Genomic DNA, 19,247 nt, shown 5'->3' with positions numbered 1-19,247 from the left:
ATCAGGCCGGCAGACCGATCGCCGCGCGGGCCGCAGCATAGTCTGCCGCGAGCCAGTCGATCCATTCCCCCGCTGGCTCCGCGCGTTTCACCGCGCCGATGCCCTGCCCGGCGCTCCAGATTTCCTTCCACGCCTTGGCATTGGCGCCGCCGCCATCGATGTTGATCGGCCCGCCCGCGTGCGGCTTCAGCGCATCGGGGTCCATGCCGTGTTCGATCAACGAGGGCCGCAGGAAGTTGGCATTCACGCCGGTGAAGCAGTTGGTGACGACGATGTCCTTCGAAGAACCCTCGACGATCATTCGCTTGAAGCCGTCCTGCGTGTTCGCCTCGGTTGAGGCGAGGAAGGGCGAGCCGACATAGGCAAGGTCTGCACCGAGCACTTCTGCTGCCAGCACCGAGCGGCCATTGGCGATGCAGCCCGAGAGGATCAGCAGGCCGTCCCACCATTCGCGGATTTCCTGCATGAGCGCGAAGGGCGAAAGATCGCCGGTATGCCCGCCCGCGCCCGCGCCAACGGCAATGATCCCGTCGACGCCCATCTCGGCGCATTTGCGGGCATGGCGGTCCTTCACCACGTCCTGAAACACGAGGCTGCCGTTGGCTTGCAGCGTGCGCACGAGATCGGGGTTGGCCGCGAGCGCCAGCACCACGATGGGCACCTTGTGGCGCAGCACGACATCAAGGTCAGCATCGAGCCGCGAGTTCGATTTGTGCGCGACCAGATTGATCGCATAAGGCGCGCCGCCCACGTTTTCGGCGATGCGCGCGATATCCTCGTCGAGCGCTTCGGTCGAACGCGGATTGAGCGCGGGCATCGAACCGATGATCCCGGCCTTGCACTGCGCGATCACCAGATCGGCGGTCGAGGCGATGAACATCGGGCCCGCCATGACCGGAAGCCGAAGCATCTGTTTGAGGCTGGTCGCCAGGGTGCGAGAGGTCATGTTGTTCTCCATTCGATTTCGCCGGCATCGAGCACCTTGCGGTCCCCAACATGCGCGGTGAAGCGCACGGTGTGATCGTCACCAAGCCAGATGCGGAATTCCAGTTCGTTTCCAGGCAGCACGACGCCGGAAAAACGGCAGCCGAGGCGGGCCACCAATGCCGGATCGCGGCCCATGGCGCGCGAAATCGCGACGCCCGCGATGCCGTAGCTCGCCAGCCCCTGCAGGATTGGCCGGTCAAACCCGGCCTTTGCGGCTATCGCCGGATCGAGGTGGAGTGGGTTCCAGTCACCTGACAGGCGGTAGATCAGCGCGGCGCGCGGGCTTGTGGCAAAGCGGGCGGCAAGATCGGGCTTACCCTCGAGCTCCAACACCTCGATGCGCGGCGTTGGAGGCCCGCCGAAGCCGCCATCCCCACGCAGCAGCAGGGTTTGATGCAGACGGCAGTACAGCGCGCCGCTTTCCGCATCGAAGATTCGCCGCTCCAGCACGAGCACCGCGCCCTTGCCTTCGCCCCGGTCGGTCAACGAGATGACCTGCGCTTCGCCGCGCACCCGGCCCTCGGGCGGCAGCGGCGCGAGGAACTCGGCAGACTGCGCCGAATGGACGAGCTTGCCGAAATCGACACCGAGCGCCGGGTCCCTGATCCACATTCCCGGCGTGCAGAGCGTGACCGCAAAAGTCGGCAGGACGGACAAGGCCCGCTCGTCCAGGAAAGCAAGTTCGCCAGAATCGACCGGATCGCCGCCCAGCCCCACGCCCAGCGCATAGAGAATGGCATCGCGCGCGCTGTAGGCCTGTACCGGTTGCCCGAAATCATGGGCCAGGATGGCGGCGGGATCGATCACACAGGGTCCCAGCTGAACACATCCGCCGAGCGATGGAGCGCGTAGAAATCGTTGGCGAACTGCGGGAACACCCGCTCGGCAATGGTTTCGGGCGTCCAGCCTTCCGCCGTGTGCGCGGCGCGCATCGGGCGCGGCTGCGAGAACAGGAAGATCTCGTTGTTCCGCACGCCGAAGATCTGCCCGGTGACCTTGGCCGCTGCATCGCTGCAGAGCGCCACGCACAGCGGCCCGATCTTGTTCGCATCGAGCTTCTTGAGGCCTTCCACGCGCTTCTGCTGTTCGGGCGTGTCGGTCGGGATGGAATCGATCATCCGCGTCCAGGCAAACGGCGCGACCGCGTTGGAACGCACGCCAAAGCGCTGCATGTCGAGCGCGATGGACTTCGAAAGCCCCACGATGCCGAGCTTGGCCGCCGCATAGTTCGCCTGCCCGAAGTTGCCGATAAGCCCGCTGGTCGAGGTCATGTGGACATAGGCCCCGCTGCCCTGCTCCTTGAAAAAGGGCGCAGCAGCGCGGCTGGTGTGGAAGCTGCCCATGAGGTGCACGTCGATGACCGCGCGGAAATCCTCCGGGCTCATCTTGTGGAAGTAGACGTCGCGCAAGTTGCCGGCGTTGTTCACCACGCCGTCGATCCGCCCGAAGCTGTCGACCGCGGCCTTGACCATGCGGCCCGCGCCTTCCCACTCCGCCACGCTGTCGTGATTGGCAACGGCCTTGCCGCCCGCCGCGCGGATTTCCTCGACGACCTGCTCGGCGGGGGAGCCTTCGTCCTGCCCCTCCCCGCTCAGCACGACTCCGAGATCGTTGACGACGACCGAAGCACCTGCCTCGGCCAGCGCGAGTGCGATCCCGCGGCCCACGCCCCGGCCCGCACCGGTGACGAGCACCGCTTTGCCCTGCATCATACCCATGGAATGGTCCTCAATAACTCTTGGGAAGGCCGAGCACCTTCTCGGCGATGAAGCTCATGATCAGCTGTTCGGTGATCGGCGCGAGACGGGTCAGCGCTGATTCTCGGTAGAGCCGCTCGACATGGTATTCCTTGGCATAGCCAAACCCGCCATGCGTCGCGACCGCCTGCCAGGCCGCATCATGGCAGGCGCGCGCGGCGAGGAACTTGGCGGCATTTGCCTCGGCCCCGCAAGGCAGGCCGCTATCGTAGAGACGCGCCGCCTTCTCGGTCATGAGCCACGCGCTTTCGAGGTACATCCACTTTTCCGCAAGCGGATGCTGGATGCCCTGGTTCATGCCTATGGGGCGGTCGAACACCACGCGGTCCTTGGCATATTGCGTCGCGCGCCGAAGCGCATCGCGGCCGATGCCGATGGCCTCCGCGCCGATGAGGATACGCTCGGGATTGAGGCTGTGGAGGATGTAGCCGAAGCCCTTCCCTTCCTCGCCGATGCGGTCCTCCTCGGGAATGAACAGCCCGTCGATGAAGATCGCATTCGAATCCACGGCCTTGCGGCCCATCTTGGGGATGAGGTGGACATCGATCTTCGAGCGGTCGAGGTCGGTGTAGAAGATCGTGATGCCGTCGGTGGGCTTCGCGCAGTCCTCAAACTTGGTCGTGCGCGTGAGCAGCATGATCTTGTTCGCGACCTGCGCGGTCGAGGTCCAGACCTTCTGGCCGTGAACGACATAGCCGCCCGGCACCTTCTCCGCGAAGGTCTTGATGCGGGTGGTGTTGAGCCCGGCATCAGGCTCGGTGAAGCCGAAGCAGCACTGGTCCTCGCCCGAGACAAGGCGCGGAACCCAGCGCGCCTTCTGCTCGGGCGTGCCTTCCACCACAATGGGATGCGGGCCGAACAGGTTGATGTGGATCGTCGAGGCGGCGGCAAACCCGCCCCCGCAGGCGGCAACCTCGCTCATCATCGTCATCGCCTCGGTCACGCCGAGGCCCGAGCCGCCGAATTCCTCGGGCATGGTGATGCCGAGCCAGCCGCCATCGGCCATCGCGCGGTGGAATTCGCGCGGGAACTTGCCGTCATCATCGCGTGCGAGCCAATATTCGTCGTCGAACGGCGAACAGGCGGCGCGGACGCCTTCACGAATGGCGAGGAGATCGTCCTCGGTAGGAAGCGGGCGTGTTGCAGACATCAGGAGATCCCCGAGGTGGTTTGGCGGATACGGCGGTAAAGGTCGGGCCCGCGCCAGAGCAGCCAGGCGGCATTGACCATGTTGCCAGTTCCGCAGGTGAGGAGAAACAGGCCGATCGTCAGGCCCAGACGGCGTTCATAGGCGTAGATCAGCGTCGCGAAGAGCAGAAAGCCGCTATAGGCATCGGCCCAGACATAGATGCCCCAGATCACCTGCCAGACATGGAGCTGGTCGGCGACGACATCGCCGGTGGCGAAGGCATAGATGAGGCAGGCAGTGAGGCCGAATACCACGCCAAGCGCGGCCAGCCGGGCAAACCAGTTCATGCGGGAACTCCAGCGGCTGCCAGCGTCTTGCGGGCGGCCTTGAGATGGGGAATGTCATACATCTTGCCGTCGATCCCCAGCGTTCCGGCATCGGGATTGGCCGCGAAGGCATCGACAATCTTGCGGGCCTCGGCGATTTCCTCTGCCGATGGACTGAAGCAGCGGTTGATCGTCTCGACCTGATCGGGGTGGATCGCGATCCGGCCCAGAAACCCGTCACGGCGCGCGCGGCGGCAATCGGCCTCAAGCCCCTCTGCATCGCGGAAATCGGCGTAGAGCGTATCAACCGGCACCACCCCGGCGGAAGCCGCCGCGAAGAGGCAGAGCGAACGCGCGAGGCGATAGGGTTCGGTCCACTGGCCGTCCGCCTCCTTGTTCACTGTCGCGCCGATGGCGGCAGCTAGGTCTTCGGCGCCCCAGGTCAGGCCGACAAGACGCGGGTGCGGCGGAGTGTAGCTTCCCAGCGCGAACATCGCCTGGGGGGTTTCGGTGGAGACGACCATGATCTTCACGCTGCCCGCTGCCATGCCAGCAGCGGCTTCCAGCGGATCGATCATCCCGGCAATCGTGGCCACATCCTGCGCGCCATTGGCCTTGGGCACGAGAATGCCCGCGAGGCCCGGGCGCACCACGGCGGCCAGATCGCCAGCGGTGAGGCCGGTATCCAGCGGATTGACGCGCACGAACAGGCTCGCCTCGACCGCATTCGCCTCACCGAGCCAGCCTGCTACCATGCCGCGCGCGGCTTCCTTCATCGATGGCGCAACAGCGTCCTCCAGATCGAGGATCAGCACGTCCGCACCGGCTGCGCGGCCCTTGGCGAACTTGCGTTCGCTGTCGCCGGGGACGAACAGAAGCGAGCGCAGTCTCATGCCGGCTTCTTCAGCATCAGCGCGTTGCGCACGGTGCGGCAAACCACTTCATCCCGCTGGTTGAGACCGATATGCTCGAACGTGACGATGCCCTGCGTGGGGCGCGACTTGCTCTCGCGCAGCTCCAGCACCTTCGTCTCGGCGCGGAGAGTATCGCCCGAGAACACCGGCTTGGGGAAGGTCGTGTCGGTCATGCCGAGATTGCCCACGGTGGTGCCCATCGTGGTATCCTGCACGCTGAGACCGATCACGAGGCCCAGCGTGAAGATCGAGTTCATCAGCGGCTGACCGAACTCGGTGCCTTCGCAATAGGCGTGATCGATATGGATCTGCGCCGGGTTGTAGGTGAGCGAGGAGAAGAGGCTGTTCTCGTAGTCCAGCACGGTCTTGCGCACCTCGTGCCGGAACACCTGCCCCACGGTGAATTCGTCAAACCACAGGCCTGCCATCTTTCAATTCCCTCTCAATTCAGCCGGCCGAGGATCGCGACAGCAGCAACGCTGTTGAACGGCGACCCGCCCAGATTGTGGGTGAGCCCTAAATCGACCTTGCTCCGCTGGCGCTCTCCCGCCCGGCCCTGCAGCTGGGTGTAGACTTCGTAGGCCATCCGCAGCCCCGAAGCGCCGACCGGATGGCCGAAGCACTTGAGCCCGCCATCCAGTTGGCAGGGGATGGCCCCGCCTGCATCGTAGCGCCCATCGAGAATGTCGCTGGGCGCGCGGCCTTCGTCCGAAAGGCCGAGATCTTCCATGATCACCAGCTCGGTGATCGAGAAGCAGTCGTGGACCTCCGTCATGTCGAGCTCGGCGCGCGGATCGCGGATACCGGCTTCGGCATAGGCGCGGGCGGCGGCGGCGCGGGTGTTGGGCACGGACGCCCCGTCCCAGGCGCCGAACTGCATTTCCCAGCCGTTGCTGGCGGAAAGCTGGATCGCCTTGATCGTGACCGGATCGGCCTTGCCCAGCGCGCGGGCGATCTCGGGCGTGGTGACGATGGCCGCCGCTGCCCCGTCCGAAACGCCGCAGCAATCGAACAGGCCAAGCGGATCGGCGATCAGCGGCGCGCCGAGGATCTTCTCCATATCAACCGCGCCGCGCAGATGCGCCTTGGGCGAGAGCGCGCCGTTCTGGTGGCTCTTCCACGAGACATGCGCCATCGCGCGCTTGAGGTCGGCCGCGGCAATGCCGTGGCGCGCGGCATAGGCGCCGGCGAGCTGGGCGAAGGTGCCGGGCGCCGAACCATAGGGCATCCACAGATCGTTCTGCATGCCCTTGGTGCGCAGCGGCAGCCCGCCGTAGCCGGTGTCCTTGAGCTTCTCGACACCGATCGCGAGCGCCACATCCACCGCGCCCGAAGCGACGGCATAGGCCGCACCGCGCAGGGCTTCCGTCCCCGTGGCGCACATGTTCTCCACCCGCGTGACGGGCACCTTGTCGAGCCGCAACGCATGGGCCGCGGGCAGCGCGCTGTTGCCGACGTTGATGTCATCGAGCGCATTGCCGACCCAGGCCGCTTCGATCCGGGCGCGCTCGATCCCGGCGTCCGCCAGCGCCTCGGTGAAGGCATCGACCATCAGGCCATCCGCACCCACATCCCAGCGCTCGCCGAAACGGGTGCAGCCCATGCCGACAATGGCGACCTTGTCGCGAATTCCCGTAGCCATCAGGCGTCTCCAAGCACGGGCCGCGCCAGCGGGGCGGCTTTCCAGAAGTAGGTGCGAAAGCCGAGGCGGCGGTTCTGCGACTTGATCCGCAGCCGCATCCGCACCCGGTCGCCGACGCGGAAGCCTTCGGCGGGGCGGTTCACCATTTCCATCAGCACGCGCGCGCCGTTGTCGAACTGGACGAGCCCGAAATCGAAAGGCGGATCGGGGCTGAAATTGAGGCGGTCGGCGGTCACCGAAACGACCGTCGCTTCGAGGTCAGCGAGCCGCACGTCCTCCAGGGTCTCGACCTCGGTGAGCGCGGGATTGACCGGGAACGAGCTCTTGGGAAACTGCACGTTGCCGGTGCTGTCGCGTCCGCCGATGAAGCCGATCATGTCGCGCCCCACGCGTTCGAGCACGGTGGCCTGTGCCTTCTGCTCGAACTCTGCGCGCATGCCCCAATCGAGCTCGACCGAACCGGTGAGGCTTAGGAAGCGCGAGTAGCCGGCGAGGACCTGCCCTTCCTTCAGGGCGGCTGCCGTTGCGCTTGCCCCCGGCACCGGCCCGGTGACTTCGAGCACCAGCGCGTCGGCGCCGCTGCCGAAGCCCACGAGCAGTACATATTCACCAACTTCACACGTATCGAGCGCGAGACCAAGGCCGAACAGGGCATGTGCGGCGCCCAGATCGCCCGCCATATCGGAAACCGCTTCACAATGATTGGGCGCCTTGCAGCCGAGCGCCTTGGCCGCCGCGCGCCAGGTTGCGCCGACGGGTTCATGCACCGCGACATGTGCCAGCTGCGCGGGCGCAATGCCGGCTGCCGCACAGGCCGCGCGGATCACCGGAACGAGCACTTCGGCCACCGCCACATCGCGCACGAAGCGTTCTTCATAGGGGTAGGAGAATGGATGCTCGCGCGAGGTGTAGCGGTCGACGAGGTCGTGCGAAAGGCTGGCATGCCCGGCAAGACGCGCAGGGGCGCCCGGCCCGGTTCGGACGGCAGCCGCGCCGTCGCCGAACGCCAGCTGCGCCGCGCTGCCCGGCTGTGTCGGGCGCTGCTCACCTGCTGTGATGATTTCGTCGCGTCTGCCAAGCAGGGCATCGAGCAGCGCCGATGTTGCCACGCGGCGCGAATTCGCGGCATCGCTGGTGCGCACGGTACGCGGCAAGGCAAGCGCATCGAGCGCGATCCCGCTTTGTGCGCGATCGGTGAAATGGGCCGAAGTCGAGGCAAACCGCAGGGCTTCGGGCGCGTTTTCGGCGCAGAGCGGGCGCGCGGCTTCGACGGCCATGGTGAGCGCATCCTCATCCCAATCGGCCACAGAACGCGTGCCGGTGCGCGGCATCGGGAGGCCCGACCAAGCCAGTTCGCGCGATGCCGCCTTCCGGTCGAGCCGCAGCAAGGGAAGATAGCCGCCAAGCGCCGCAATCCCGAACGCTTCCGCAGGTGCTGTTACCGGATCTGGCACGCGGCTCTCCTCAATTCGATACTCTGCCTTATCGCTTTCGAGTGGCGGTTAGGCTGCACTCACGCTTGACAGTCTCGAATCAGGTAGTAAACAGCTTAACATTGTCTGGCAAGAGCAATTGGCCGCAAGGCCTGGCTGACCCGGCACGGAGAGGTTCATGGGCATATTCAAGGACGACGCGCTGGCTGGCAAGGCCGTGCTCGTGACAGGCGGAGGCGGCGGGCTCGGGCGCGAGATCGCGCACGCACTCTCGGCGCTTCAGGCGCGCGTCACCATCTGCGGGCGACGCGAGGCGCTTCTGGCGGAAACCGCAGCCGCCATCACCGCTGAAACCGGCGTCGAAGTTGTCCCCCGGGTCTGCGATATCCGCGATGCCGATGCCGTCGATGCGATGATCGAGGCGATCTGGGCTGACCAGCCCTTGAGCGGGCTCGTCAACAATGCAGCGGCCAACTTCATCGCGCCGACCAAGGATCTCAGCGCGCGCGGCTACCGCGCGATCACTTCGACGGTGATGGACGGTTCGTTCCACGCCACTCTTTCCTGCGGCAAGCGCTGGATCCGCGATGGCATCCCGGCTTCGGTCGTCTCGATGCTGACGACCTGGGTCTGGACCGGGTCCGCCTTCGTGGTGCCCTCTGCCATGTCCAAGGCGGCCATCCACTCGATGACCATGTCGCTCGCGGCGGAATGGGGCCCCTACGGCATCCGCCTCAACGCCACGGCGCCGGGGCCCTTCCCGACCGAAGGCGCGTGGGACAAGCTCAATCCCATCCCCGATACGCAAAGCTCGGCCACCAATTGCGATACCGTGCCGATGCGCCGCTTCGGCCGCATGCCCGAACTGACCAATCTGGTCGCCTATCTGCTTTCGGATGCGAGCCCCTATCTGACCGGCCAGACCATCGCGATCGACGGCGGCCAGCACATCGCAGGCCCCGGCACCTTTGCCGACCTCACCAACCTCACCCCTCAGCAATGGACGGCCGCGCGCGAAGCGATTGCCGCCTCCGTTGCCAAGGAAAAGTCCCAGCGCGCTTGAAGGCTGCCTCATGATCGAACGTTCCCTGTTTCAGCCCGAGCACGAGATGTGGCGCCAGACGGTGCGCCACTTCGTCGAGAAGGAAATCGTCCCCTTCCACGAGCAGTGGGAGAAGGACGGCATTGTCCCGCGCGAACTCTGGCTCAAGGCCGGTGAAGCGGGCCTGCTGTGCTGCACCGTGCCCGAGGAGTACGGCGGTCTCGGGCTCGACTACCTGTTCGATGTGGTGGTGTTCGAGGAACTGTGGCGCGTGGGTGCCAGCGGTCCGGGCTTCCTGATTCACACCGATCTGGTCGCCACTTACATCCTCACTTTCGGCAGCGATGAGCAAAAGCGCCACTGGCTCCCGAAGATGGTGCGCGGCGAGGCCATCGGCTCGCTCGGCATGACCGAGCCGCATGCTGGCAGCGACCTCAAGGCGATCCGCACCAAGGCGGAGCGCGATGGCAACCACTTCGTCATCAACGGCCAGAAGGTGTTCATCTCGAACGGCCAGATGTGCGACGTGCTGGTGCTCGCTACCAAGACGGACAGCATGGCCGGGGCCAAGGGCGTCACGCTGTTCCTCGTCGATGCGTCGCTCCCGGGCTTCAACCGGGGCAAGAACCTCGACAAGCTTGGGATGAAGGCACAGGACACCTCCGAGCTGTTCTTCGACAATCTGCGCGTCGATGCCGATGCCATGCTGGGCGAGGAAGGCAAGGGCTTCTCGCTGATGATGACCAAGCTGGCGCAGGAGCGTCTGGCGCAGGCGATCCGTTCGGCGACGGTGGTCGAGACCGTGATCGACTACACGGTCGAATACACCAGCGAACGCAAGGCGTTCGACCAGACCATCGCGGACTTCCAGAACACCCAGTTCGTGCTCGCCGATCTGAAGGCGCGCAGCGTGATGGCACGCGTGTTTACAGACAAGTGCATCGAACTGTTCATGAAGGGCGAGCTCGATCCCGTCGATGCCGCCATGGCCAAGATGGTGACATCCGAACTGCACTGTGAAACGGTCGACAAGTGCCTGCAATTGTTCGGCGGCTGGGGCTACATGTGGGAATATCCCATCGCCCGGGCCTATGCCGATGCGCGTATCGTGAAGATCGCGGGCGGCTCGATCGAGGTGATGAAAACGATCATCTCGCGCGATATGTTCAAGGGCAAGTTGGCGCGCGGTAAGTGAACTGGCTTACTCAACCTCTTGCGCGCGGCGCGGTGACGACTAGTCCGGGGGAGTCCTCTCCCGGAGATCACCCGATGATTCAGAAGAACCTCGATTCCAGTCTGCGTTTTGGCTTCCTCATCCACGATGTGTCGCGCCTGCGCCGCATCGTCGTTGACCGGGCCTTGAAACCGCTCGGCCTGACCCGCTCGCAGTGGTGGGTGCTGGCCTTCCTCTCGCGCCGCGACGGTATGACCCAAACGGCCCTCGCCGCCGACCTCGACCTCACCAAGGTCGCCATCGGCGGCCTAGTCGACAGGATGGAATCCGCCGGTTTCGTCGAGCGCCGCGCCGATGAACGCGATGCGCGCGCGCGCCGCGTCTTCCTGACCCGTGCGGGTCAGCGGCTTGTCTCGACCATCCGCGAAAGCGTCGATGCGGTCGAGGCGGACATTCTGGCCACGGTGACCGAGGACGAACTCGACGCCGCGGCCATCGTACTCGTGAAGATCAAGAACCGCCTGCTCGATCTGGCCGGCGGCGAAGCAGAGGGCGGTCAGGACTTGGATCTCTGACCGCTCCCCCCGAATGGAGGACTATGTGAAGGGTTTGGACGGTAAGGTCGCCATTGTCACCGGCGGCGGACAAGGCATTGGCCGGGCGCTGACGCTGCGCCTCGCGGCGGAAGGCTGCAAGGTCGCCATTTTCGACCTCAGCGCGGCGGCGGGCGAGGAAACCGCCCAGATCGCGGGCCCCGGCGCCACTGTCCGCACCTGGCAGCTCGATGTCAGCGATCTGGCCGCCGTCCAGGCCGCTGTCGATGCGGTCGAGGCCGAGCTGGGCCCGATCTGGGCGCTGGTCAACAATGCCGGCTGGGACCGCCCTGCCCCCTTCCTCAAGACCACGCCCGAATTCTGGGACAAGGTCATCGCGATCAATCTCACCGGCAACCTCAACACCCATTTCGCGGTGGCGGGCAAGATGGTCGAGCATGGCGGCGGGCGCATCATCAACATCGCCTCGGACGCGGCCAAGGTCGGCACGGCGATGGAAGCGGTCTATTCGGCCTGCAAGGGCGGCCTGATCAGCTTCACCAAGTCGATCGCGCGCGAACTCGCCCGCAAGAACGTGCTGTGCAACGCCGTGTGCCCGGGGCCGACCAACACCCCGATGATGGCCGAAGTCGCCGGCACCGGCCCCGAAGCCGAAAAGTGGAAGGCCGCGCTTGAACGCGGGATCCCGCTCGGCCGCATGGGCGAGCCCGAAGACTATGCTGGGATCGTCGCGCTGCTCGCTTCGGACGACGGCGCCTACATCACCGGTCAGGCCATTTCGGTCTCCGGCGGCATGAACATGGTTTGAGGCGGTGCGGGAGGCGGCAAGGCCCCTCCCCTTCCTGAAAGGACAAGCACATGGAATTCGAAGACATTCTCTATGAAGTGCGCGGCCGGGCCGCATGGGTCACGATCAACCGCCCCAAGCTTTACAACGCCTTCCGCGCCAAGACGATCGAGGAACTGATCGCCGCGTTCAAGCTGGCGGCGGATGACAAGAACGTCTCCTCGGTCGTGCTGACGGGCGCGGGCGACAAGGCCTTCTGCACCGGCGGCGACCAGAGCGCGAAGGACGGCCAGTACGACGGGCGCGGCATCGTCGGGCTGCCGATCGACGAATTCCAGTCGATCATCCGCGATATTCCCAAGCCCGTGATCGCACGCGTCAACGGCTTTGCCATCGGCGGCGGCAACGTGTTTGCGACGCTGTGCGACCTCACCATCGCGGCGGACACGGCCAAGTTCGGCCAGGTCGGCCCCAAGGTCGGCTCGGTCGATGCCGGCTGGGGCACCGCGTTCCTTGCCCGCCATGTGGGTGACAAGAAGGCGCGCGAGATCTGGTTCCTCAACCTGCAATATACCGCGCAGGAAGCGATGGAGATGGGCCTCGTCAACAAGGTCGTGCCCGCGGCCGAGCTTGATGCGGCGGTCGACGAATGGACCGAAATGCTCGGCCAGCGCTCGCCCACTGCGCTGGCGCTCGCCAAGCGCAGCTTCAATGCGGACAGCGACAATATCCGCGGCATCTCGATGCTGGCGCTCAACTCGGTGAAGCTGTTCTACGACACCGAGGAATCGAAGGAAGGCATGCGCGCGTTCCAGGAAAAGCGCGCGCCGGAATTCCACAAATACGTCAAGTAAGTCGGAACGGGGCGCAGACCATGACCACGCGCCAGCTGCGCCCCGGTGACTTGCCCGGCGTTCTGCCGCCGGGCGGGCTCACGCTCGTCTCGTCGAGCCCGGCGGAATCCGATCTGCTGATCGGGGAAGTCGAAGCCGCCGGTGCAGCGCTGGGTAATATGGCGTTTTCGGGCGTGTTCGTTCCCGGCCTAAACAAGGCCGTCTGGCGTGCGGGACCTGACTCCAGCGTCCTCACCTTCTTCCAGACACCGGAGCTGCGCCGCGAAGGAGCACGCAGCCGGTTCCTGCCGCTGTGCTATCAGGATATCCTCGCGCTCTACCGCCGTGAGCGACCAGCGGCGGCTCTGTTCATGTGCAGTCCTCCCGATGCCGAGGGCAATTGCAGCTTCGGCGCGGAGACCGGGTTCATCGCCGCTCTGTGGCGCGATATTCCGGTGCGCATCGCGCATATCAACCCGCTGATGCCGCACACGCCCGGCGATCAGGGCATTCCCTTTGCCGAACTCACCGGCTGGTTCGAGGGCGAACAGCCGCTGCGCACGATGGCCAGCGGCGAGGATGCGACCAGCCTTGCCATCGCCAGCCATATCGCGCCGCTCATTCCGGACGGGTCGACCTTGCAGACAGGTCTCGGCAAAGTCCCGGACGCGGTTCTGCGCGCACTCAAGCACCACCGCGGGCTGCGACTGCACACCGGCCTGATCGGCGACGGCGCGCTTGAACTGGTGCACTCGGGCGCGATGGCGGAGGGCCCCTCCGCGCTGGTCGGCGTCGCGATTGGCAGTCCGGCACTCTATGCCGGGCTTGGCGATCCGCACTTCCAGTTCCGCCCGGTCACGGTCACCCATAATCCGGCAACGCTTGCTGCTCTACCCAGCTTCGTCACGATCAATTCGGCAATGGAAGTCGACCTCTACGGGCAGGTCCATGCCGAGGCATCCTCGCGCGGGTTCCTGTCCGGCCCCGGCGGCGGCGGGGACTACGCGCGCGGCGCAAGGGCGGCAGGCGGGCTCAGGATCATCGCGCTGCCGTCGGAGGCGGGCGGCGCGGGGCGCATTGTTCCAGCCGGCAGCGGGCACGGCCCGGTTTCGCTCTCGCGCTTCGATGTCGATGTGGTCGTCACCGAACACGGCGCAGCCGATCTCCGCAATCTGGGGCACGAGGCACGCGCGCAGGCGCTGATCGGCATCGCCGCCCCCCACACCCGTGAAACACTGGCCCGGCACTGGCGCGATGCCATGCGCGGCCTTCAGGAGACCTGACGTGGCACAGCACAAAGTCATCATAAGCTGCGCGGTTACCGGTTCGATCCACACCCCGTCGATGTCGCCGCATCTGCCCGTCACGGCGCAGGAGATCGCCGATGCCGCGCTGGGCGCAGCCGAAGCCGGGGCGGCCATCGTCCACCTCCATGCGCGCGATCCCGAGGACGGCCACCCTGTCCACACGCCCGAAGACTTCGAACCCTTCCTGCGGGTGATCAAGCAAAGCAGCGACGTGGTGGTGAACCTTACCACCGGCGCATCGCCCTACATGCCGGTCGAGTACCGGGTGAAGCCCGCCGAAGTGTGGAAGCCCGAAGTCGCCAGCCTCAACATGGGCTCGATGAATTTCGGCCTGTTCCCGATGCTGAAGCGCTTCAAGGACTTCAAGCACGCGTGGGAGCCCGAGATGCTCGAGGGGAGCCACGATCTGGTCTTCCGCAACAGCTTCAAGGACATCCGCTATGCGCTTGATACGCTGAACAAGACCGGCACGCGCTACGAGTTCGAGTGCTACGACACCAGCCACCTCTACAACCTGCACTACTTCTGGAGCGAAGGGCTGGTGCAGGCCCCGCTGTTCATCCAGACCTGCTTCGGCCTCCTCGGCGGGATCGGCGCGCATCCCGATGATGTGATGCACATGAAGCGCACCGCCGACCGTCTGTTTGGCGACAACTACCGCTGGTCGGTGCTGGCAGCGGGTGCGAACCAGATGAAAGTCGCCGCCATGGCCGCGAGCATGGGCGGCCACGTCCGCGTGGGCCTTGAAGACAGCCTATGGATCGGACGGGGGCAGCTGGCGCAGAGCAATGCCGAGCAGGTAACCCGCGTGCGCCAAATTATCGAAGGACTGGGCCTTGAAGTTGCCACGCCCGACGATGCACGCGCGATCCTTTCACTGAAGGGTGCCGATGCCGTCGGCTTCTGAAGCCTTCCTGCCGCTTGCAGACCTGTTCGCGCGGGTTCCTCCCGAACGCGAGGCGCTTGTCCATGGTGCGCAGCGCTGGACGTTTGGTGATCTCGATAAGCGCAGTGCGCAGCTTGCGGCGTGGCTTATCGGCAAGGGCGTAGAGCCGCACGATCTGGTGGCGTTCCAGCTGCCGAACGGCCCCGAATTCCTAGCGCTGGCCTTTGCGATCTACCGCTGCGGCGCGACCCCGGCCCCGCTTTCGTATCGCCTGCCGCCCGCCGAGCGCGATGCCATCCTCAGTGTCATGCAGCCGCGCTGCGCCATCGATGTCGGCATGCTCCCCGCGACCACGGCTGCCGCGATGACCCTGCCGCCGCGCCCCGTCGCAGCCTCATGGAAGGCGTGCACCAGCGGCGGCAGCACCGGCACGCCCAAGGTCATCGTTGACGGCCGTCCGGCTGGCTTTCCCGCTGGCACCGCCTTCATCGGCATTCCTGCCAATAGCCGGGTGAGCGTGCCCGGCCCGCTCTACCACAACGCGCCGTTCAGCGCGGCGGTCTTCGCGCTGTGGAACGGCTCCACGGTCCACACGGCGGACCGCTTCGATGCCGCAGCCGTGCTCGATGAAATCGCGCGTGAGGGGATCGGCTGGGCGCTGATGGTGCCGACGATGATGCACCGGATCATGGCCCTGCCCGCAGCCGAACGACCCGCAGCCCGCGTCGCCGCGTGGAAGCAGGTGGTGCACACCGCCGCCCCGATGGCGCGCTGGCTCAAGCAAGCGTGGATCGACTGGCTCGGCCCGGAGCACATCTGGGAAGTCTACGGCGCCACCGAAGGCCTCGTGCGCTGCTGGATCGGCGGAAGCGAATGGCTGGAACGCCCCGGCTCGGTCGGCCGGCCCATCGGCAACGGGCGCATCCGCATCCTGCGCGGCGATGGCAGCGAGGCCGCACCTGGCGAGCACGGCGAAGTCTTCGCCATGCCGCCCGGCGGCCCCGGATCGACCTACCGCTATATCGGCGCCGAGCGACGAGCGACGGACGACGGCTGGGAAAGCGTCGGCGATGTGGGCTGGCTTGATCCGGAGGGCTATCTCTTCCTCGCGGACCGCAAGGATGACCTCATCATCAGCGGCGGCGTCAATATCTGGCCTGCCGAGGTCGAGGCCGCCGTGCTGCGGCATCCCGATGTGCGCAGCTGCGCCGTGTTCGGTAAACCCGATGCCGATCTGGGCGCCGCCGTCCATGCGGTGATCGAAAGCGGCGCGGCGCTGACTCTCGAAGACCTCACCCTGTTCCTCACCGACCATCTCGCCCGCGCCAAGCACCCGCGCTCGATCGACGTCACCAGCCAGACCGTGCGCGACGATGCCGGCAAATTCCGCAAGCCGCGCGTGCCGACCCCGGAGATTCCCGCATGACCCCGCCCAGCCTCACCCAGTTCCGCACCGAGCTTCACGAAAACGGCCTCGTCCACCTCGTGTTCGATTGCCCCGACCGGTCGATGAACGTCTTCTCGAACAAGGCGATCCACGAGCTCGGCGAATTCGCCGAATGGCTTCACCGCGCTCATGTGAAGGGCGTCCTCATCCGCTCGGGCAAGGCCAGCGGGTTCTGCGCGGGCGCGGACCTCACCGAACTCGGCGTCGCTTATGACATGATCGTGGACGCCCCGCCGGCGGACCGCTTCGACATCGCCTTCAGCCACTTCTTCCCGCTCAGCCATGCGATCCGGCGGCTTGAGACGGCGGGCAAACCCGTCGCCGCTGCCATCGCAGGCGTCGCCCTTGGCGGTGGGTGCGAACTCACGCTCGGCGCGCATTACCGCGTCGTCACCACCAATCGCCGCGCCATGCTGGGCCTGCCCGAATGCGCCGTCGGCCTGCTTCCCGGCGCGGGCGGTACCCAGCGCATGCCGCGTCTGGTCGGCGTCGAGGCGGGCCTTGAGGTGCTGCTGCTGGGCCGCACCTTCGCCGGTGAAGAGGCGGTTGCAGCCGGGCTTGTCCATGCCGTGGTCGAGGAAGGCGAAGAAGTTAAGGCCGCAGAGGCATGGCTGCTTTCAGACAAGTCCCACGCGGTGCAGCCCTGGGACCGTGCCGATGCAGAGCCGCTGGCCCATGCCGCCTATGCCGATGCCATAGCGGCGCACCGCGCCCGCGAACTTGCGCGGATGCTCGGCCACGAGCCCGCCCCGCTGGCGATCCTAGACTGTGTCGAGTTCGGCCTGATGCAGCCGATGGACGGGGCGATCCACGCCGAAATGTCGGTCTTCGCGCGCCTGATCCAGCGCCCCGAGCCGCGCAACATGATCCGCACGATGTTCCTCGGCAAGCAGGCCTATGACAAGGCCGCGCGCGATGGCGGGCTTGATCCCGCTGTGACGGCTGCGGTGGCGGCGATTGCGGAGGCCATCGAGGCGGCCCGTCACACGACACCAAATCTGGCGCTGGCGGGGCTTGGCGGCTTTGCTGCCGGACATGCGCCCGCTCAGATTAGCCCGTCGGCCGGGTATTGGCTGGAAACGCAGCCGGAGCTTTTGGCAGCGCTCAGCGAAGCCGCGCAGCTATGCGCAAGCATGGGTGCCGGTCTGGGCGAAACCGAACGGCTGCAGCTGGACCATGCCGTGGCCAGAAGCAGTGCCATCCCAGCATACCTCGGCGGTGTGACGGGGCTGATCGCGCTGCTCGCTCAGGGGCAATAGTCCTCGTAGCCAGCGGGCGCCTCGAACGTGTGCGGATCGAGGCCAAAGCAGCTTGCCCCGCGATCGAGCACCGTCATCGCGTCAAGGTCTGCAGCATCGAGCGGTGCCGAGCTTGCGGCAAGGTTTTCAGCCAGGTGCGCCGGGCTGCTCGCTTTGACCACAGGATGCACGCCCGATTGCAGGTGCCAGCGCAGCACGGCCTGACCCGGCGTGCACCCGAGCCGCGCCGCCAGCGCGGCGAGGGCCGGATCGGCAAGGCTGCCGCCATTGCCGAACGGCGACCACGCTTGCGAAACGATGCCGCGCGCTTGGTTCGCCGCGCGCAAGGCGGCCTGCTGGTGCGCGGGGTTGATCTCGATCTGATTGGCCGCCGGGACCACGCCGGTCGCGTCGATGATCCGGTCCAGATGCTCGGGCAGGAAGTTCGAGACGCCGATGGCGCGCACGCGGCCCTCCTCCTTGAGGCGGACGAGCGCCTTCCACGCCTCGACATAATGGCCGCGTGTCGGCACCGGCCAGTGGATCAGGTAGAGATCGACGGTCTCGAGCCCCAGCCGCCCGACCGTCCGGTCAAACGCGGCGAGCGCATCATCATAGCGGTGGCTGGAGTTCCACAGCTTGGTGGTGACAAACAGCTCCTCGCGCGGGATCGGCGCGGTGCGCAGAGCCTCGCCCACCGCATGCTCGTTGCCGTAGATCGGCGCCGCATCAAAGGCGCGGTAGCCCAGTGCGATGGCCTGATGGAGCGTCGCGATGGTCTGCTCGGCCGGCATCAGCATCGTGCCAAGGGTCAGCGCCGGATAGCCTGGCAGGACATCGGCCTTGTCAGCTACCCCAGCCACGGCGCTTTCAGTGAAGGCCCGGCCGTCCTCCTTGGCGCCTATCCGTTTGGCGTGGGCGCCTATATCCTCGCCGGGATGACGCCCGAAAAGCGCATCCAGGCCGCGCTTGATCAGGGCTCGGTGTTCCATCCGAAGCACTACAAGGCGGAGTTCCGCAGCGGCGTCTCGGTCGCGTGGAGCCGCATGCCGTGGATCCTCGGCTGCTGCGCCACGTGGACCGAAGAAAGCCGCGAGGCGCACTATCAGGACCTCGTGTCCCTCGATGGCCGGGTGGTCCTCGCGGGCGAGCACTGCTCCTACTACGGCTGCTGGCAGGAAGGTGCGCTGCATTCCTCGCTCGATGCCATCACCCGCCTGCACCAGCGGGCAAGCGCGGCGTAGCCGGGGTCAGTTCAGTACAGAAACAGCGTGTTGAGCGATCAGTAGCGCGTCCAGCGCCCGGGAGGGGCATTTGGCGCTGCCTTGAGCCGCAAACCCGGGGTGATGAAGTTAGAGCGGAGGATCGCATTGTAACGCGCGCCGGGGGCAAGATCGCCAAGGCGCATGCCGAACAGGGGATCGAACCGGCGCTCGATCGGCCTTCAACTACAGCGAACATTGACAGGTCATGCAGCCTCTCCCGGAACCCGCTTGAGTAGATGTATGTGGGGCCCCACTGTGGGATGCGTACGCCTCGCATAGGCGAGGGACCTTTTGCCCGGAAAGTGGGCCTAAGGTTAGCGGAAGCACCTAGTCTAAACTTATACTCTTCCGACATAATCTACGAAGACTTGGCAGTCGGCGAGTTGGGGGTATCGTCAAGGTCGTGTCCCACGGGGTGGTGTAGGAAGGTTTCTCTGAGAGGGTGGCCACCGTCGATCTTCTGGTAGGGTTCGGATGCGAACTCGAACCTGGAGAAGAAGACGATGACCGACGACAGAATGGCCCT

Annotated in this window: 20 protein-coding genes; 10 read left to right on the top strand and 10 right to left on the bottom strand. The window is 66.0% G+C overall.

Translation table 11 applies throughout. The features are described 5' to 3' along the window. Position 1: 1 nt before the first annotated feature. The 9 genes from NDB2M1_RS14345 to NDB2M1_RS14305 are packed head-to-tail and all read right to left on the bottom strand — an operon-like array spanning position 2 to position 8,209. The gene (locus NDB2M1_RS14345) at positions 2-946 is read right to left on the bottom strand and encodes an NAD(P)H-dependent flavin oxidoreductase (RefSeq protein WP_072383442.1); all 945 of its coding nucleotides are present in this window, start codon (positions 944-946) and stop codon (positions 2-4) included. Continuing rightward, positions 943-1,794, bottom strand: a complete 852-nt coding sequence (locus tag NDB2M1_RS14340; RefSeq protein WP_072383330.1) for a MaoC/PaaZ C-terminal domain-containing protein — start codon at positions 1,792-1,794, stop codon at positions 943-945. Before NDB2M1_RS14340 ends, NDB2M1_RS14345 begins: the two co-directional genes overlap by 4 nt. Next, positions 1,791-2,705, bottom strand: a complete 915-nt coding sequence (locus NDB2M1_RS14335) for an SDR family NAD(P)-dependent oxidoreductase (RefSeq protein WP_072383329.1) — start codon at positions 2,703-2,705, stop codon at positions 1,791-1,793. The genes NDB2M1_RS14340 and NDB2M1_RS14335 overlap by 4 nt, the downstream gene beginning before the upstream one ends. Positions 2,706-2,715: 10 nt before the next feature. Beyond that, positions 2,716-3,894 (bottom strand): acyl-CoA dehydrogenase family protein, encoded by a 1,179-nt coding sequence (locus NDB2M1_RS14330; protein WP_072383327.1) that lies wholly within the window; start codon positions 3,892-3,894, stop codon positions 2,716-2,718. Then, positions 3,894-4,220, bottom strand: a complete 327-nt coding sequence (locus NDB2M1_RS14325) for a hypothetical protein (RefSeq protein WP_072383325.1) — start codon at positions 4,218-4,220, stop codon at positions 3,894-3,896. Before NDB2M1_RS14325 ends, NDB2M1_RS14330 begins: the two co-directional genes overlap by 1 nt. Beyond that, positions 4,217-5,092: an HpcH/HpaI aldolase/citrate lyase family protein gene (locus NDB2M1_RS14320; protein ID WP_072383323.1), complete on the bottom strand. Its 876-nt coding sequence runs from the start codon at positions 5,090-5,092 to the stop codon at positions 4,217-4,219. The genes NDB2M1_RS14325 and NDB2M1_RS14320 overlap by 4 nt, the downstream gene beginning before the upstream one ends. Next, positions 5,089-5,541 carry a MaoC family dehydratase gene (locus NDB2M1_RS14315; protein ID WP_072383321.1) on the bottom strand — a complete coding sequence of 151 codons (453 nt, stop codon included), beginning with the start codon at positions 5,539-5,541 and terminating at the stop codon, positions 5,089-5,091. Before NDB2M1_RS14315 ends, NDB2M1_RS14320 begins: the two co-directional genes overlap by 4 nt. A gap of 14 nt (positions 5,542-5,555) precedes the next feature. Then, entirely contained in the window at positions 5,556-6,755 is a 1,200-nt protein-coding gene (locus NDB2M1_RS14310; RefSeq protein ID WP_072383319.1) for an acetyl-CoA acetyltransferase, read from the bottom strand. Beyond that, positions 6,755-8,209, bottom strand: a complete 1,455-nt coding sequence (locus NDB2M1_RS14305; protein ID WP_072383317.1) for an OB-fold domain-containing protein — start codon at positions 8,207-8,209, stop codon at positions 6,755-6,757. Before NDB2M1_RS14305 ends, NDB2M1_RS14310 begins: the two co-directional genes overlap by 1 nt. Before the next feature lie 157 nt (positions 8,210-8,366). Between NDB2M1_RS14305 and NDB2M1_RS14300 the strand changes: the two genes are divergently transcribed. From NDB2M1_RS14300 to NDB2M1_RS14260, 9 genes are all read left to right on the top strand, one after another. Beyond that, complete coding sequence (locus NDB2M1_RS14300) at positions 8,367-9,251, top strand: SDR family oxidoreductase (RefSeq protein ID WP_072383315.1); 885 nt, start codon at positions 8,367-8,369, stop codon at positions 9,249-9,251. A 10-nt stretch (positions 9,252-9,261) separates the two neighbouring features. Then, positions 9,262-10,425 carry an acyl-CoA dehydrogenase family protein gene (locus NDB2M1_RS14295; protein WP_072383313.1) on the top strand — a complete coding sequence of 388 codons (1,164 nt, stop codon included), beginning with the start codon at positions 9,262-9,264 and terminating at the stop codon, positions 10,423-10,425. Between the two features lie 74 nt (positions 10,426-10,499). Further along, complete coding sequence (locus NDB2M1_RS14290) at positions 10,500-10,979, top strand: MarR family winged helix-turn-helix transcriptional regulator (RefSeq protein ID WP_083554863.1); 480 nt, start codon at positions 10,500-10,502, stop codon at positions 10,977-10,979. Between the two features lie 25 nt (positions 10,980-11,004). Further along, the gene (locus NDB2M1_RS14285) at positions 11,005-11,766 is read left to right on the top strand and encodes an SDR family NAD(P)-dependent oxidoreductase (RefSeq protein WP_072383440.1); all 762 of its coding nucleotides are present in this window, start codon (positions 11,005-11,007) and stop codon (positions 11,764-11,766) included. A gap of 50 nt (positions 11,767-11,816) precedes the next feature. Next, on the top strand, positions 11,817-12,599 hold the full coding sequence (locus NDB2M1_RS14280) for an enoyl-CoA hydratase-related protein (RefSeq protein ID WP_072383309.1): 783 nt from the start codon (positions 11,817-11,819) through the stop codon (positions 12,597-12,599). Positions 12,600-12,619: 20 nt separating this feature from the next. Further along, on the top strand, positions 12,620-13,861 hold the full coding sequence (locus NDB2M1_RS14275; RefSeq protein ID WP_072383307.1) for an acetyl-CoA hydrolase/transferase C-terminal domain-containing protein: 1,242 nt from the start codon (positions 12,620-12,622) through the stop codon (positions 13,859-13,861). After that, positions 13,833-14,792 (top strand): 3,5-dioxohexanoate:acetyl-CoA acetone transferase, encoded by a 960-nt coding sequence (locus tag NDB2M1_RS14270; RefSeq protein WP_072383305.1) that lies wholly within the window; start codon positions 13,833-13,835, stop codon positions 14,790-14,792. Before NDB2M1_RS14275 ends, NDB2M1_RS14270 begins: the two co-directional genes overlap by 29 nt. Next, positions 14,776-16,197, top strand: a complete 1,422-nt coding sequence (locus NDB2M1_RS14265; protein ID WP_072383303.1) for an AMP-binding protein — start codon at positions 14,776-14,778, stop codon at positions 16,195-16,197. Before NDB2M1_RS14270 ends, NDB2M1_RS14265 begins: the two co-directional genes overlap by 17 nt. Further along, positions 16,194-17,477 carry an enoyl-CoA hydratase-related protein gene (locus NDB2M1_RS14260; RefSeq protein WP_072383301.1) on the top strand — a complete coding sequence of 428 codons (1,284 nt, stop codon included), beginning with the start codon at positions 16,194-16,196 and terminating at the stop codon, positions 17,475-17,477. Before NDB2M1_RS14265 ends, NDB2M1_RS14260 begins: the two co-directional genes overlap by 4 nt. Here the strand turns inward: NDB2M1_RS14260 and NDB2M1_RS14255 are convergent. Beyond that, positions 17,465-18,319 (bottom strand): aldo/keto reductase, encoded by an 855-nt coding sequence (locus NDB2M1_RS14255; protein ID WP_253185890.1) that lies wholly within the window; start codon positions 18,317-18,319, stop codon positions 17,465-17,467. The two genes, NDB2M1_RS14260 and NDB2M1_RS14255, sit on opposite strands and share 13 nt — an antisense overlap. Here NDB2M1_RS14255 and NDB2M1_RS14250 point away from each other — a divergent pair. Next, positions 18,218-18,700: a flavin monoamine oxidase family protein gene (locus NDB2M1_RS14250; protein ID WP_253185889.1), complete on the top strand. Its 483-nt coding sequence runs from the start codon at positions 18,218-18,220 to the stop codon at positions 18,698-18,700. The two genes, NDB2M1_RS14255 and NDB2M1_RS14250, sit on opposite strands and share 102 nt — an antisense overlap. The last annotated feature ends 547 nt before the right edge of the window (positions 18,701-19,247 follow it).

It is taken from the genome of Novosphingobium sp. NDB2Meth1 (genome assembly GCF_900117425.1).
GTDB lineage: Bacteria > Pseudomonadota > Alphaproteobacteria > Sphingomonadales > Sphingomonadaceae > Novosphingobium.
The sequence above is the reverse complement of the archived record's forward strand: the minus strand, read 5'-3'. Positions and strand labels throughout refer to the sequence as shown.